General features: G+C 46.9%; 14 protein-coding genes. 10 read left to right on the plus strand and 4 right to left on the minus strand.

Translation table 11 applies throughout. From position 1 onward, the window contains the following. The first annotated feature begins 1 nt into the window (after position 1). Positions 2–886, plus strand: a complete 885-nt coding sequence (locus A1359_RS13385) for an HDOD domain-containing protein (protein ID WP_066983785.1) — start codon at positions 2–4, stop codon at positions 884–886. Here A1359_RS13385 and A1359_RS13390 read toward each other — a convergent pair. Then, positions 862–1440 carry a Maf family protein gene (locus tag A1359_RS13390; RefSeq protein WP_066983788.1) on the minus strand — a complete coding sequence of 193 codons (579 nt, stop codon included), beginning with the start codon at positions 1438–1440 and terminating at the stop codon, positions 862–864. The genes A1359_RS13385 and A1359_RS13390 overlap by 25 nt on opposite strands. 67 nt (positions 1441–1507) lie before the next feature. Here A1359_RS13390 and A1359_RS13395 point away from each other — a divergent pair, with 67 nt between their 5' ends. From A1359_RS13395 to fabG, 6 genes are all read left to right on the plus strand, one after another. Then, positions 1508–2026 (plus strand): YceD family protein, encoded by a 519-nt coding sequence (locus A1359_RS13395; RefSeq protein ID WP_066983791.1) that lies wholly within the window; start codon positions 1508–1510, stop codon positions 2024–2026. A gap of 2 nt (positions 2027–2028) precedes the next feature. Beyond that, entirely contained in the window at positions 2029–2214 is a 186-nt protein-coding gene (rpmF, locus tag A1359_RS13400) for a 50S ribosomal protein L32 (RefSeq protein ID WP_066983794.1), read from the plus strand. A 184-nt stretch (positions 2215–2398) separates the two neighbouring features. Beyond that, positions 2399–3427: a phosphate acyltransferase PlsX gene (gene plsX, locus A1359_RS13405; protein WP_083960635.1), complete on the plus strand. Its 1029-nt coding sequence runs from the start codon at positions 2399–2401 to the stop codon at positions 3425–3427. Beyond that, positions 3424–4392, plus strand: coding sequence for a beta-ketoacyl-ACP synthase III (locus A1359_RS13410; RefSeq protein ID WP_066983800.1), 969 nt, complete (start codon positions 3424–3426; stop codon positions 4390–4392). Before plsX ends, A1359_RS13410 begins: the two co-directional genes overlap by 4 nt. Positions 4393–4401: 9 nt before the next feature. Next, positions 4402–5352 carry an ACP S-malonyltransferase gene (gene fabD, locus A1359_RS13415; protein ID WP_066983804.1) on the plus strand — a complete coding sequence of 317 codons (951 nt, stop codon included), beginning with the start codon at positions 4402–4404 and terminating at the stop codon, positions 5350–5352. Then, positions 5345–6091, plus strand: a complete 747-nt coding sequence (fabG, locus tag A1359_RS13420) for a 3-oxoacyl-ACP reductase FabG (protein ID WP_232322236.1) — start codon at positions 5345–5347, stop codon at positions 6089–6091. Before fabD ends, fabG begins: the two co-directional genes overlap by 8 nt. Before the next feature lie 78 nt (positions 6092–6169). Here the strand turns inward: fabG and A1359_RS13425 are convergent, their stop codons facing one another. Both A1359_RS13425 and uvrA read right to left on the minus strand, forming a co-directional pair. After that, on the minus strand, positions 6170–7204 hold the full coding sequence (locus A1359_RS13425) for a GGDEF domain-containing protein (RefSeq protein WP_066983807.1): 1035 nt from the start codon (positions 7202–7204) through the stop codon (positions 6170–6172). A 499-nt stretch (positions 7205–7703) separates the two neighbouring features. Then, positions 7704–10520, minus strand: a complete 2817-nt coding sequence (gene uvrA, locus A1359_RS13430; RefSeq protein ID WP_066983812.1) for an excinuclease ABC subunit UvrA — start codon at positions 10518–10520, stop codon at positions 7704–7706. Between the two features lie 76 nt (positions 10521–10596). Here uvrA and A1359_RS13435 point away from each other — a divergent pair, with 76 nt between their 5' ends. From A1359_RS13435 to A1359_RS13445, 3 genes are all read left to right on the plus strand, one after another. Beyond that, positions 10597–11982, plus strand: a complete 1386-nt coding sequence (locus A1359_RS13435; RefSeq protein WP_232322237.1) for an MFS transporter — start codon at positions 10597–10599, stop codon at positions 11980–11982. Between the two features lie 35 nt (positions 11983–12017). Next, entirely contained in the window at positions 12018–12482 is a 465-nt protein-coding gene (locus A1359_RS13440; protein WP_066983820.1) for a single-stranded DNA-binding protein, read from the plus strand. 206 nt (positions 12483–12688) lie between these two features. Then, entirely contained in the window at positions 12689–14290 is a 1602-nt protein-coding gene (locus tag A1359_RS13445; protein ID WP_066983824.1) for a SagB/ThcOx family dehydrogenase, read from the plus strand. A 1-nt stretch (position 14291) separates the two neighbouring features. Here the strand turns inward: A1359_RS13445 and A1359_RS13450 are convergent, their stop codons facing one another. Then, on the minus strand, positions 14292–14744 hold the full coding sequence (locus A1359_RS13450; protein ID WP_066983827.1) for an ankyrin repeat domain-containing protein: 453 nt from the start codon (positions 14742–14744) through the stop codon (positions 14292–14294). Position 14745 lies beyond the last annotated feature (1 nt).

A 14745-nucleotide genomic window follows, 5' to 3' on the forward strand; every position in this document is an offset into this window, starting at 1 on the left:
CGTGACCTACCAAACCCCATCTGCAGTTGTTGCCGAGACAAAAGATTTATTTTCTTTGCCGGATATCTATTTTCAAGTCAATGAAATGATTCGAGATCCGCGCTTCAGTATGGCGGACATCGGCAGTGTAATTGCCAAAGACCCTGTTTTGTCAGCCCGATTGTTAAGGTTGGTGAATAGTTCTTTTTACGGATTCCAGTCTCGAATCGATACAATTACCCGAGCTATAACGATAGTCGGAATCGATGATCTTTATAATTTGGTTGTTGCCACCTGCGTGCTGGATAAGTTTGCCAAAATTCCTACCGACTTAGTCGATATGACGGCTTTCTGGATGCGCAGTGTGCATTGTGGGGTGGTGAATAAATTATTGGCTAAATGCTGTGGGGTAATGAACACCGAGCGTCTGTTTTTGGCGGGTTTGCTGCATGATATCGGTTCATTAGTGTTATACCAAGCTATGCCGGATCAAGCCAGAAGCGTGTTAATGGCAATCAGACAGGATAGGCGCTTACTCACCAGTTTTGAGCAGGAAATATTGGGTTTCACACATGCCGATGTCGGTCGAGAGTTGTTAAAAGCTTGGGGTTTGCCGCAGTCTCTCTACGAAGTGGTGGGGTGTTATCGGCAACCGGATTTTGCTGTTAATCACAAGCTGGATGCGACTTTATTGAATCTGGCTAGTCGGTTGGTTGATGATCAGGAATATGGCAGGTTGATTGAGCAAACCCTGGTGGAAACTTCGGATCATACCTTAGATTTTCTGCGCTTGAATAGGGAGCAGGTCGAACAAGTCATGCAGCAGGCGGACATTGAGTTTGAACAGGTTTTTGAACAAATCTTACCGCCCATCAAGCGTGATCAGGGGATTGCCAGGCCACATTGATCGAGTAATTTAATAAGTTTTATCAGTGGTAAACCGATTAACGCATTGGGGTCTTCGCCCTCAATTTTGCTGAATAATGTAATGCCGTATCCTTCCGACATGAAGCTACCGGCACAATCAAACGCTTGCTCAATCGTTAGATAACGCTGAATTTGGCTATCGGACAGGTTTCGAAAGTGGACCTTGCAAATATCCAAGTCGGTAAAAGTGTGGCCGGATGCGCTATTAAGGACGCAGATTCCGGTAAAAAAACTGACTTTTTGACCGGATTGAGCTTGCAGTTGCTGGAAGGCTTTTTCACGATTGCCTGGCTTGCCTAATAGTATATTGCCAAAAGTGGCGACTTGGTCTGAGCCGATAATCAGATGGTTGGGGTATTTTTCAGCTACGGCTGCAGCTTTTTCAATGGCTAAGCGAATCGCCAGTGCGGAAGCTGATTCATTGGCTTGTGGACTTTCATCGATATGGCTGCTGTCATAAATAAAATCGATCTGCAGCTTTTTCAAAAGCTCTCGGCGGTATTTAGAACTTGAGGCTAGAACAATTTTTTGCATAGATTGAGTACTTGGAAATGGTTGTCTATTTGACGCAACATTGACTAATCTGTATCATTGTACAGTTATGTCAGACAAACTTCCCGACCTTATTGATCCTATGTTGTTCGCCGAAAGGCGGAGTGCATTGTCAGGTGTGATAAAAATAGCCTCGCTTGAGCGTTTGGCTGATTTTATCGTTAGCAACGATGGCGATATTAAAGTCGAAGTCTTGTTTGCCAAGCATGGTAAACAGGCTGTGATTGCTGGTAGCTTAAAAACGTCTTTGAGTCTGGAATGTCAATCCTGTTTGCAGGGTATGAGCTGGCCGCTTGATCTTTCATTCAAGCTGGGCATAGTCTCATCACTACAGGAAGCTGACCAGCTTAAGATTGATTGTGAGCCATTGATGTTTAATGGCGAAAAAGTGTCGTTGAATGAGCTGATTGAAGACGAGATTTTGTTGGCACTGCCGGATTACCCTAAACATGAGTATGACTGCATGCTGAAACATAGCTCTAAGGATGCAAATTTTGACGGCGATAGTCAAAACCAAACTAATAACCCTTTTTCTGTTTTAGCCAAACTTAAAAAAACTGGAGAGTAAAAATGGCAGTACAAAAGAGTAAAGTATCGCGTTCAAGACGCGGTCAACGTCGTTCACACGATTCTTTAACCAGCAAAACACTGGCACAAGATCCATTGACCGGCGAAATGCATTTGCGTCATCACATGACGCCTGATGGTTTTTTCAAAGGCCGTCAAGTCATCGCTAGCAACGTCGACGAAGAGTAACTATTTAAAGACTGTTAGAATCCGCTGGTGGTGAGTTTTGCTGGTTTAATCAGCAAAGCCGACTTAATTTTCATTAAGCAGCAACTGCGGTTTCTGCCAGCGTATTGACATGTTTGCTATCAAAGCCGACATATCATCTTTTGATATGTCTCCACTTTTCTACTTCAAGGGTTAGGTCCTAAGCGTGAGCTCAACTCTCTCGATTGATGCTATGGGCGGGGATTTCGGTCCCCAGGTGACGATTCCTGCGTCACTAGCCTGTTTAAGAAAAAATCCCCAATTAAAATTGATTATGGTCGGTGACCAGGCTGTGCTGAATGACATGTTGTCGGATGCATTGCTTGAGTTTAAAGATCGAATCAGTATTCAGCATGCCTCGCAAGTCGTCGAAATGCATGAGCCACCGCAAAAGGCGCTGAAAAATAAAAAAGATTCCTCGATGCGGGTGGCTATTAACTTGGTCAAAGAAGGTCAGGCCGATGCTTGCGTCAGCGCTGGTAACACGGGTGCTTTAATGGCAACTGCGCGCTTTGTACTGAAAATGATTCCAGGTATCGAACGCCCAGCCATTATTTCAACCTTACCTTCTATTTTTGGTCACACACATATGCTGGACTTGGGCGGAAATGTCGATTCCAGTGCCGAGCAACTTTACCAATTTGCCGTGATGGGTGAAGAAGTGGTGAAGGCGGTTGAGAATATTGAGCGTCCTCGCGTGGGTTTGCTGAATATCGGTGAAGAAGACACCAAGGGTAATGAGCAAGTCAAAGCGGCGGCCAAGTTGCTGGAAAAGTCATCCCTGAATTACATCGGCTATGTGGAAGGTAATTCGATTAATGCCGGTAGTGTGAAAGTCGACTTAATTGTCACAGATGGTTTTGTTGGCAATGTTGCCCTTAAATCCATAGAGGGTGCGGCAAAAATGATTGCGATGAAGTTGAAAGAGGCTTTTTCCCGCAATATTTTCACGAAACTTGCAGGCCTAGCGGCTTATCCAGTATTAAAATTATTTAAAGATAGTATCGATCCGCGACTTTATAATGGTGCCAGTTTTATTGGTTTGCGTGGCTTGGTGATTAAAAGTCACGGTGGCGCAGATGCGTTGGCCTTTGAAACAGCAATTCAATTGGCAGAAGTTGAGGTTGAGAAAGATGTTATTCGTAAAATCAGTGAAAAACTTGAAAGTGCTTTGGCGCAGAAGGATACGGAATGAGCTGCTGGAGTAGTGTGATTGGTACTGGGGGTTATTTGCCTGCAACTGTTCGCACCAATGATGATATCTCCACTATGGTGGATACCTCGGATAGCTGGATATACGAACGTACCGGCATCAAGAGTCGACGCATTGCCGGAGCAGAAGAAACTGCATCCAGTATGGCTGAAATTGCAGCCAGGCAAGCGATCGAAATGGCGGGGATTGATGTTGAAAGCATCGATTTAATAATCGTTGCCACGGGTACTCCGGATCGAGTTTACCCCAGCACCGCTTGCCTGCTACAACAGCGTTTGGGTATTCAGCAGTGTGTGGGGTTTGATGTACAGGCTGCCTGCTCAGGTTCTGTTTTTGCGTTAAGTATTGCCGATCAATATATCAAGTCCGGTTTTTGTAAAACGGTGTTGGTGGTAGGTTCTGAGGTGTGTTCACGCATCGTTGATTGGACCGACCGTGGCACTTGTATTTTGTTTGGTGATGGTGCCGGAGCCGTATTACTGACAGCATCGGATGCGCTAGGTATTTTATCGACCCATATTCATTCTGATGGGGGTTATGAAGATTTATTATATTGCCCTAATCCACAAGTCGCTGCAGAATCCAAAAATCAGGAAGCCGGATTTATCAGTATGCGTGGTAATGAAGTGTTTAAAGTAGCCGTAAATACACTGGGACGCATTGTAGATGAAACCCTGGAAGCCAACGGTTTGCAAAAAAGTGATATTGACTGGTTAGTGCCGCATCAAGCCAATACTCGTATCATTGCGGCTACCGCTAAAAAACTGGGTATGGACATGGATCAGGTGATTTTAACGCTGGAAAACCAGGGCAATACGTCTTCTGCATCCGTGCTGTTAGCCTTTAATGAAGGCGTGCGTGATGGCAGAATTAAAAAGGGTCAGATGGTACTGATGGAAGCATTTGGTGCTGGTTTTACCTGGGGTTCAGCGTTAATCAAATATTAAAATATGACTATGAACGAACAAAATTATAATTTGGCTTTTGTTTTTCCAGGACAGGGATCGCAATCAGTCGGCATGATGTCGTCTATGGCTGCAGTCTATCCACAAGTAAAACAAACTTTTGAACAGGCCTCTGAAGCGCTGGGTTTTGATCTTTGGAAATTGGTGGAAAACGGCCCTGTAGAAGATTTAAATCAAACCGAGAACACTCAGCCCGCAATGTTGGCAGCTGGCGTTGCGTTCTGGCGGGTCTGGTGTGATAAAACCAAAATTCGGCCAGCCTGGATGGCGGGTCACAGTTTAGGCGAATACACCGCGCTGGTTTGTTCTGATGCTATCGCCTTCGAAGATGCTGTCAAATTGGTGGTGGAACGCGGTCGCTTGATGCAGGCGGCGGTGCCTGCAGGTGTCGGAGCTATGGCTGCCATTTTGGGCCTGGAAGACCATCAGGTCGTTAATGCCTGTATGGAAGTTGCGAATAACCAAATCGTCGCTCCCGCCAATTTTAATTCACCTGGACAAGTGGTTATTGCCGGGGATACTGCGGCAGTGGATAGAGCGATTGAGGCACTGAAAGCCTTAGGCGCTAAACGCGCGCTGAAATTACCGGTCAGTGTGCCTTCGCATTGTTACTTAATGCAAGAGGCGGCCGAAAAGTTCAGCGATATCCTGCAAAGCGTAAATGTAGACATGCCTAAAATGACATTGATTCACAATGCTGATGTCAAAACTCACGGTTCACCGGAAGTCATTCGTTATGCCTTGAAAGAACAGCTCTACAACCCTGTGCGTTGGGTCGAGAGTATCAAATTCATGCACGAACAAGGCGTAAACGGTTTTATCGAATGTGGGCCTGGCAAAGTATTGCTGGGTTTGAATAAACGTATTGCGCCTGATGCTGTACATTTGACAATGTATGATCCTGATTCATTAAATAACGTTTTGGAGCAGTTACATGGATAACCTTAAGGGCATAAATAAAAAAATTGCCATAGTTACCGGTGCTAGCCGAGGAATTGGTCGAGCCATTGCGGAAAAATTGGTTGCAGATGGTTTTTTTGTACTGGGTACTGCAACCTCCGATAGCGGTGCTGAAGCGATTTCAGCTTATTTAGGCGCTAACGGTAAAGGTCTGAAATTAAACGTGGCTGATGCGGCGGATATCGACAGTTTCATCAAAGTCACAGGCGATGATTACGGAACAGCTGCTGTTTTGGTGAACAACGCCGGTATTACCCGCGACAATTTATTGATGCGGATGAAAGACGAAGAGTGGGATGATATTATCAGCACTAATTTGACCTCAGTATTTCGGATGAGTAAGGCTGTGTTGCGGAGTATGATGAAAGCGCGCTATGGGCGGATTATCAATATTTCTTCAGTGGTTGGTTCAACCGGTAACGCAGGACAGGCCAACTATGCCGCCGCCAAGGCTGGCATGCTCGGTTTTGCTAAGTCCATGGCTAAAGAGGTGGGGTCTCGCGGTATCACAGTCAACACCGTAGCCCCTGGTTTTATCGATACCGATATGACCAAGGAGTTGTCGGATGATATTAAAAAATCACTGATGGCCTCAATTGCTTTGGGGCGCTTGGGACAGCCGGAAGAAATCGCTCATGCAGTGTCATTTCTGGCATCTGAACAGGCTTCTTACATTACTGGTGAAACACTACACGTCAACGGTGGTATGTATATGCCCTAAAGGCAATGCTAGAGTTAGAGTCTATTGCTAAAAAACCGGCCTCATTTAAACTGGCGCCGGTTTTTTATTGTCTTGATGTTAATGCATGACTTTATTTCGCCCCGATTTCTTGGCTTGGTATAGTGCACTATCGGCGCGAGTAATAAGGCTTTCCGGGTTATCGTTGGGTTGTAATTCTGCAATGCCGATTGAAATCGTAATTTGGCCTAAAGTCAGATTATCTGTTTTGCGTTTTAAGCGACTTTTTTCCATTTCAAGACGGATGTTTTCGGAAATTTCAATAGCCTTATGCTTGGGTGTGTTGGGCATGATGATAGCTAACTCTTCACCGCCATACCGCGCAACATGATGATGGTCTTCGGCATGTTTTTTTAGTAATGTCGCCACAAATTTGATCACGTGATCGCCTATGGTATGTCCGTAAGTATCGTTTACCTGTTTAAAATGATCGATATCCAGCATCGATAAACAAGTTGTCTCGCTACAGGGTTGTTCGATGATCTCGGATAAAGTTTGATCAAAAGCCCGCCGATTCAGCAAGCCTGTCAAGCCGTCGGTGACAGCTATTTGCCTGACTTGGGCCAGTTCGGCACGCAGTTGTTCCATTTCCGCATTGGCTGCGTTCAATTGGACCTGCATGGCTTGGCTGGTAGCTGCAAGTGAGCGGGTTTCTTGGATGATTTCCTGCAGTATCGAACTGCCTGCAGCTAACTCGGATGTAGCTTCCAAAATAGCGGTTTTTTTCTGGAAGCTATCGTTGGTTTGTTCCGCCTTGGTGCAGGTTTCTCCGATGGCATCGGTGGCCTGTAGCAGCACTTTGTGAATTTTCTCGTTGATATTTTCAATCGAATTTAAAGAGGTGTTGCAGATGTAAGTTTCATAAAGTGCAAAGCTGGTGGCACAATCAAACGGTTTTTGATTGTTTAATAGCTCGTCCACTGCAGAGTTCAATTTTGGATTTTGTTTTGCCACATAGTCGTAAAAAATCGCGTAGTTGATGGGATTGGCTGCGATTTCGTTTTTAGTTAAAAATGGGATTATATTTTTTAGATAGCCATTATTGAGTGAAACCGAAAAATCGTAAATTGGCAAAATAGAGTGGTTGCTAGGCATATTTCTAGTTAGGTCTAATTGGCGTTGTTATTACTATGAAAGTCGCGACCGAGCGCCTTTCATTTGCCGGGGCGACTGCGGTACTTTCATGATCGTTAGGTGAAACTTTTCTGCATTGCTGGTTAATGTCCGAACGTCTATATACAGCCTGCTTTAGGTAAGAAAAACCTAAATCGTATGGCTTGCCACCTGTAAATGATTACAAAATTCCAAATTGAGCAAGTACTTAAAATACTACTGGTTTAGCCTAGGCCAAGCTGGAATTTTAAACAAAATGCGTATCTATGATTATCCGTACAGAAAGATATACTAATACGGAGTTTTTACAAGCTTTTTAGACGTTAAACAGCACATTTTAGACGTTAATTAGCGCATTTCAGTCAGATCTACACTGCATGAACTAAGCAGCCATCAAGTCGGCTGCTTAGTTCATCTGAGAGAATATGCCTCCTGCAAAATTTAAGGTCTAGGAGCTGCAGCCCCGCCAGGCTTGGTTGTGTTAACTAAACAAGCGTTTCAGATATAAGCCTGTATGTGATGCATCATGCTGGGTGATTTCTCGTGGCGTGCCTTCCGCAACCAATGTGCCGCCGCCATTGCCGCCTTCCGGCCCTATATCCACCACCCAGTCAGCAGTTTTGATGACATCCAAATTGTGCTCGATAATGATGACAGTGTTCCCATGGTCGCGCAACGTATGTAAAACAGACAGCAATTGTTTGATGTCATGAAAGTGCAGACCGGTGGTCGGTTCGTCCAGTATGTATAACGTTTTACCGGTGTCGCGTTTGGATAATTCCTTGGCTAATTTAACCCGTTGTGCTTCGCCGCCGGACAGGGTAGTGGCGTTTTGCCCGAGGGTTATGTAGCTCAAGCCTACGTCAATCAAGGTATTTAGTTTGCGCGACAGACTGGGCACCGCCGAGAAAAACTGGGCAGCGTCTTCAACGGTCATTTCAAGCACTTCATGTATGGTCTTGCCTTTGTAGCGGACTTCCAGGGTTTCCCGGTTATAGCGCTTACCATGACAAATATCGCAGGGTACGAAAATGTCCGGTAGAAAATGCATCTCCACTTTAATGACACCATCGCCGGAACAGGCCTCGCAGCGACCACCTTTCACATTAAAACTAAAGCGGCCAGGGGTGTAGCCACGCGAACGTGCTTCCGGCGTAGCTGAAAACAACTCGCGCACGGGAGTAAAAATACCGGTGTAAGTGGCAGGATTAGAACGTGGTGTGCGACCTATTGGACTTTGATCAATATCGACCACCTTGTCGAACTGTTCCAGGCCTTCAATAGCATCGCAGGGGGCTGGAATGCAACTGGCGCCATTGATAGTCCTGGCAGCGTGACTGTATAGCGTGTCGTTGACTAATGTCGATTTACCGGAACCGGAGACGCCGGTGACGCAGGTCAGTAATCCAACAGGAAAACTAATGGTGACATTTTTTAGGTTGTTGCCGTGTGCGTTGCGAACGGTTAGTAATTTGCTCGGATCACGCGGCGCAGTTTGCTTGGGTATATCGATCTTTAACTGGCCGGATAGATACTGGCCGGTTAATGAATGCTTATCAGACAAAATTTGTTTTGCTGTACCTTGAGCAACAATCTGGCCGCCGTGTACGCCGGCGCCGGGGCCAATGTCGACAATATAATCGGCGGCGAGGATGGCGTCTTCGTCGTGTTCAACCACAATCACCGTATTACCCAGATCGCGTAATCGAAATAAGGTGTTCAGCAAGCGCTGATTATCGCGTTGATGCAGGCCAATAGACGGTTCATCCAGTACATACATCACGCCAACCAGGCCGGCGCCAATCTGGCTGGCCAGACGAATACGCTGTGCTTCGCCGCCAGATAAGGTGTCGGCGCTACGATCCAGCGTCAAATAATCCAGACCGACGTTAACCAAAAACTCCAGTCTTTCCTGGATTTCCTTATTGATTTTGGCTGCGATTTCACCACGGTGGCCGGGAATAGCGAGTTGTTGGAAAAAACTCAAAGTTTGTTTGATCGGCAGGCGGGTGATGTGATGCAGAGGCTGCGCATCGACAAAAACATTCCTGGCGCCTAAGTTTAACCGGGCGCCGTTACACGCCGCACAGGTCTGTTGCGCCAAATATTTAGATAATTCGTCGCGCACCATCTGTGAGTCGCTTTCGTGATAACGACGCTCCATATTAGGAATGATGCCTTCGAACGGATGGTGGCTGATTTTGGGTTTGCCCTGGCCCATTTGTAGTTGGAAGGTGATTTTCTCATCGCCGCTGCCGTATAAAATCACTGCCTGCACGTCTGCGGGGATATTTGAGAAAGGCGCTTCCGGATCAAAATCGTAATGGGCGGCCAACGCACAAATGATTTGATAATAATAAGCGTTGCGACGATCCCAGCCACGCACTGCACCGCCAGACAAAGAAATGTCCGGGTTATGCACCACCAGTTGTGGATCAAAATTCTGTCTTACACCCAATCCATCACAGCTGGGGCAGGCACCTTTCGGATTATTGAAGGAAAAAATACGCGGTTCCAATTCGCTCAGGCTGTAGCCGCAATGCGGACAGGCGTAACGTTCAGAAAACAGCAGTTTTTGATCGCTTTCCATTGAGGCGGCCATCGCCAGGCCATTGGACAGACGTAAAGCGGTTTCAAAGGATTCCGATAAACGTAAAGCGATGTCATCGCGGATTTTGAAACGGTCGACAATGACTTCGATAGTATGTTTTTTCTTTAAATCCAGAGTAGGGGGCTCGTCGAGTTCGTAGACTTCACCATCAATGCGAGCGCGTAAGAAGCCTTGCGCTTTCAGATCTTCCAGCAGCATGACGTGCTCACCTTTACGATCGTTGATGACCGGCGCCAGCAGCATCCAGCGTTCACCGTCCGGTTGAGCCAAAACTTGATCGACCATCTGACTGACGGTTTGTGCTTCCAGGGAGACGCCATGTTCCGGGCATTGCGGTATGCCGACTCTGGCGTACAGTAGTCGCAGATAATCGTAAATTTCGGTAATGGTGCCCACTGTGGAACGCGGGTTGTGCGAGGTGGATTTTTGTTCGATCGAAATAGCCGGCGATAGGCCTTCGATATGATCGACATCCGGCTTTTCCATTATCGATAAGAACTGGCGGGCGTAAGCGGACAGTGATTCCACGTAGCGGCGCTGACCCTCGGCATAAATAGTGTCGAATGCTAAGGACGATTTGCCGGAGCCGGATAAGCCTGTGATAACGATCAGGCGATCTCTCGGTAAATCCAGATCAATGTTTTTTAAATTGTGGGTGCGGGCGCCGCGAATACTGATGGTGTCCACTGTCTGAATTCCTGGAATTTAAAGAACCTGATACTATACGTGTCTTTAATGAATTTAGGCAAAGGGGAGTTGGGGTTTGACACAGGTTCAGGATGTTTCGGGTGCAATGACCAGCATGGAAAAGCGGGCGACTATCTCGCTAGCCAGTATTTATTCGTTGAGAATGCTGGGTTTGTTTATGTTATTGCCGGTTTTATCATTGTTTACCGAGCAAATGCCAGGCTCTACACCCAAATTGGTTGGCTTAACCATGGGTATTTATGGTCTGACACAGGCAGTGTTACAGATACCGTTCGGATTGTTATCCGATCGCTTTAGTCGTAAAGCCATTATTGTCATCGGTCTGTTACTGTTTCTGGCAGGTAGCATAGTGGCTGCATTGGCGACTGACATTTACGGCGTTTTGCTAGGCCGCGCCTTGCAAGGCTGCGGGGCGGTTTCAGCGGCAGTGATGGCCTTGCTGGCGGATTTGACTCAGGAGGTCAATCGCACCAAGGCTATGGCTACCATAGGCGCCAGTATCGGCGTGTCATTTGGGGTTGCGATGACTATCGGGCCAGTGATTGCGCACCATTACGGCATTAGCGGTATTTTTTGGCTGATCGCAATCCTGGCGCTAATGGCTATCGTGGTGATTCTGTTTTTTGTGCCTAATCCGCAAAAAATTTCGATACACCGCGATGCCGAATATATTCCGTCTGAGTTAAGTTCAGTCATCAAAAATGCCGATTTACTGCGCTTGAATTACGGTATATTTGCGCTGCATTTAATCTTAATGGCCAGCTTCGTGGTAGTACCCTTGTTGATGCGCGACGCCGGATTACTGGCTGGCAAGCATTGGCTGGTGTATTTGCCGGTGCTGGTCACTTCGATGGCGGCCATTATTCCGTTTGTGATTATTGCCGAGAAGAAGCGGCAAATGAAAAAAGTCTTTGTCGGTGCCGTGATTTCCTTGGTGATTGCCAATCTGGGTTTTGTGCTCTTTCATGGGCAATTGATAGGCTTGATTGCCTGTTTGTGGGTATTTTTCTGCGGCTTCAATTTACTGGAAGCCACCTTGCCATCGCTGATTTCCAAAACCGCACCCGGCGATTTAAAAGGCACGGCGATGGGTATTTATTCCAGCGCGCAGTTCATTGGGGCTTTTATCGGCGGTGCCAGCGGCGGTTGGTTATACGGCGAATTAGGCCCGACCTCGGTGTTTGTGTTTTCCGCTGGGGTAGCCGCCAGTTGGGTGCTGATTGCTTTGTTCATGTCGCCGCCTCGCTATCTGGCCAACCTGTTGTTGTCGCTGCAGGCCATTAAGCCTGAGCGTGGCGCAGAGTTTTCCAGGCAACTGTTGGCGATAAACGGTATCGAAGAAGTGCGCCTGCATTTCGAAGAAACTACCGCTTATCTAAAAGTGGATAGCCAGCAACTGGATAAAAACGAATTAAACATCTTTTTAAAGCAATGGCAGTAAGTCATTGTTGTTGAATTTTTTACACGGAGACAACCATGTTGAACAAAGTTATGCTGATCGGCCGTTTGGGAGCTGATCCGGAAATTCGCTATATGCCTAGTGGAGATTCGATTGCAACGCTAAATGTTGCTACCAGTCGTCGCTGGAAAGATCGTAATTCAGGTGAGCGTAAGGAAGAAACAGAATGGCACAGGGTGACATTTTTTGGACCAGTCGCCAAGGTATGTGGTGATTATTTAAAAAAAGGCAGCCAGGTCTATATCGAAGGGCGAATTAAAACTGACAAATACCAAAAGGATGGGGTGGATGTATACCGTACCGGCATCATTGGTGAGCAAATGAATATGCTGGATAGCCGTAGTGGTGGCACCGCAAATTATTCCGATAATTCCCCACCTGCCAGCAGCCACGATAATCGTCAGTCAGCCCCCGCTGCTGCGTCGGGTCCGCAATCCACACCTGCTAGTTATGATGATTTTGATGATGACATCCCTTTTTAATTTCAACCAAAAGTGATTTTGTAGGGAATAGAATCATTCAAATCCCCCTGGTTTACATCTGGTCTGGTTTATAGCTTGATTGGGTGGGAATTAGGGGGTTTTTTGTCTTTTCGTTAATATCACCCAATTTAGCTGTCAGGGTTATCTGCATATTGGCGCAGAATATGCTTAAGTGATTTGATATTCTTTTTGCTTGAGAGCACATTATGTCAACCTCATCCGATTCAGTAATCAACTACCATCAACGCACCAAGCATCAGCTGAATGCTTATGCCAAAGGTCCGGAGTCTTTGGATTGGGATGATCAACCCAATCCGTTCAGGCGTTTTAGCGGTTGTGAAACAGTCAAACTACCCATGCCGGGGGCAGATCTGAATTGCCTGTTTGCCGATCTGGATAAGCCGGAGAGCATTGAGCCGCAGCCGTTGATGATGGACAATCTTGGTTTGTTACTGGAATTATCATTTGGTTTGTCGGCCTGGAAACAATTTGGACCGGATCGCTGGGCTTTACGCTGCAACCCCTCCAGCGGCAATCTGCATCCGACCGAGGCTTATCTGGTTAGCACGGATGCTAATTTAATTGCGCCTGGTGTTTATCATTATGTCAGTCACGATCATCATCTGGAACGTCGCAGTCAGTTTATAGGCGTCAGTGAAAATCCAGCGTGTTATATCGGACTATCCTCGATTCATTGGCGAGAAGCCTGGAAATACGGCGAGCGGGCGTTTCGTTATTGCCAGCATGATATAGGTCATGCACTTGCCGGTTTGAGCTATGCCGCCGCTTGTCTGGGCTGGCGGATAGAATTACTCAGCGAAGTGAGTGATGCCGAGATTGCCCGCTGGTTGGGACTGGATCGTGACAGCGATTTTGTCGATCATGAACATGAAGCGCCGGATTTATTTTGTCGATTACACGTCAATAGGCAAGCCCCGGATAGCTTCAATGCCGAACAATTGTCGCAATTGCAACAGTCGGCAACCTGGTTTGGACAAGCCGAACGCCTCAGCAGCCGACATTTTTACCGCTGGCCCATTATCGATGAAGTGGCTGTCGCAGCCCAAAAACCGGCTATTGAGGCTGAGCGTCAGCAGATGCCGATTTTGCAACTAGCCGTGCCTAGTCATAATCTGGCCGCCAGCCAATTAATTCGTCAGCGCCGCAGCGCCCAGCACTTTAATGGCAAGGCCGAGTCTATACCGCTGGCCGATTTTCAGCGCATGCTGTCAGCATTGCTTCCCAACACTAAGCCACCGTTTACCGCCTGGAATTGGTCGCCGCAAGTGCATTTAGTGTTTTTTGTACACAGGGTTGAAGGCTTGGAGCCGGGTATGTATTTACTGCCGCGTGACGCGCAGGCAGTGCCGGTTTTAAAACAAGCCTGTTCTAAAGATTTCAGTTGGCAAAAGATGGATACAGCTTTTGAGTTTTATCAGCTGGTGGCCGGTAACGTGCGTCAAGCGGCCAAAACCCTGTCCTGCCACCAACCCATCGCCAGCGACAGCGCTTTTAGTTTGGGTATGCTGGCAGATTTTTCTGATAACGTGGAAACCGAGGCCTGGCGCTATCGCCGGTTATTTTGGGAATGCGGTTTGTTAGGGCAGATTTTGTATCTGGAAGCCGAAGCAGCCGGGGTGCGTGGAACTGGCATCGGCTGCTTTTTCGATGATGCGGTGCATGGGGTATTAGGTTTGCAGGATAACGCTTGGCAAAGTTTGTATCACTTTACTGTTGGTGTGCCTGCTGATGATAGTCGCTTGCAAACTTTGCCGGCTTACGCGCATTTAATGCCAACTGAAAGTTGAGTTAGACCAATCTCTTCACAGACTGTCGTAACAATTGTAAACAAGGGTGGGTAGCAGCCAGGTCTAAGGCGCTGAAATCATCTTGTGTAGTTAATAACGGATTCGCGCCCGCCAGTAACAATTGCGACACAATTAAATGTTTTCCGCTGGAAGATGCATAGATAAGTGCCGTGGCACCGCTGGGGTTTTGATGATCGATATTGATCCCTGCTTTTAGTAAGGCGGAAATACAATCAGCGGCCTCTGCAAAACAGGCCGCCCAGAGTGCATTATTGCCATAGGCATCTAATACGGTTAAATCCGCACCTTGATCCAGCAAATAATTCAGCACATCCAGTCGATTTTGTTGCGCGGCCATAATCAAAGCCGATTGACCAGGCTGATTATTAACCAGTGGTGAAGTGGTATCAAATCCGTTATCCAGTAACCACGCTCTGATTGCTGTCGTTTCCATG

The organism is Methylomonas lenta, assembly GCF_001644015.1.
Taxonomy (GTDB): Bacteria; Pseudomonadota; Gammaproteobacteria; order Methylococcales; family Methylomonadaceae; genus Methylomonas; species Methylomonas lenta.

Coding starts and splice junctions, on each gene's coding strand:
- A1359_RS13450 (WP_066983827.1), bottom strand. CDS start 14,744: ATGGAAACGACAGCAATCAGAGCGTGGTTACTGGATAACGGATTTGAT.
- rpmF (WP_066983794.1), top strand. CDS start 2,029: ATGGCAGTACAAAAGAGTAAAGTATCGCGTTCAAGACGCGGTCAACGT.
- A1359_RS13410 (WP_066983800.1), top strand. CDS start 3,424: ATGAGCTGCTGGAGTAGTGTGATTGGTACTGGGGGTTATTTGCCTGCA.
- A1359_RS13390 (WP_066983788.1), bottom strand. CDS start 1,440: ATGCAAAAAATTGTTCTAGCCTCAAGTTCTAAATACCGCCGAGAGCTT.
- A1359_RS13440 (WP_066983820.1), top strand. CDS start 12,018: ATGTTGAACAAAGTTATGCTGATCGGCCGTTTGGGAGCTGATCCGGAA.
- A1359_RS13445 (WP_066983824.1), top strand. CDS start 12,689: ATGTCAACCTCATCCGATTCAGTAATCAACTACCATCAACGCACCAAG.
- fabG (WP_232322236.1), top strand. CDS start 5,345: ATGGATAACCTTAAGGGCATAAATAAAAAAATTGCCATAGTTACCGGT.
- fabD (WP_066983804.1), top strand. CDS start 4,402: ATGAACGAACAAAATTATAATTTGGCTTTTGTTTTTCCAGGACAGGGA.
- A1359_RS13395 (WP_066983791.1), top strand. CDS start 1,508: ATGTCAGACAAACTTCCCGACCTTATTGATCCTATGTTGTTCGCCGAA.
- A1359_RS13425 (WP_066983807.1), bottom strand. CDS start 7,204: ATGCCTAGCAACCACTCTATTTTGCCAATTTACGATTTTTCGGTTTCA.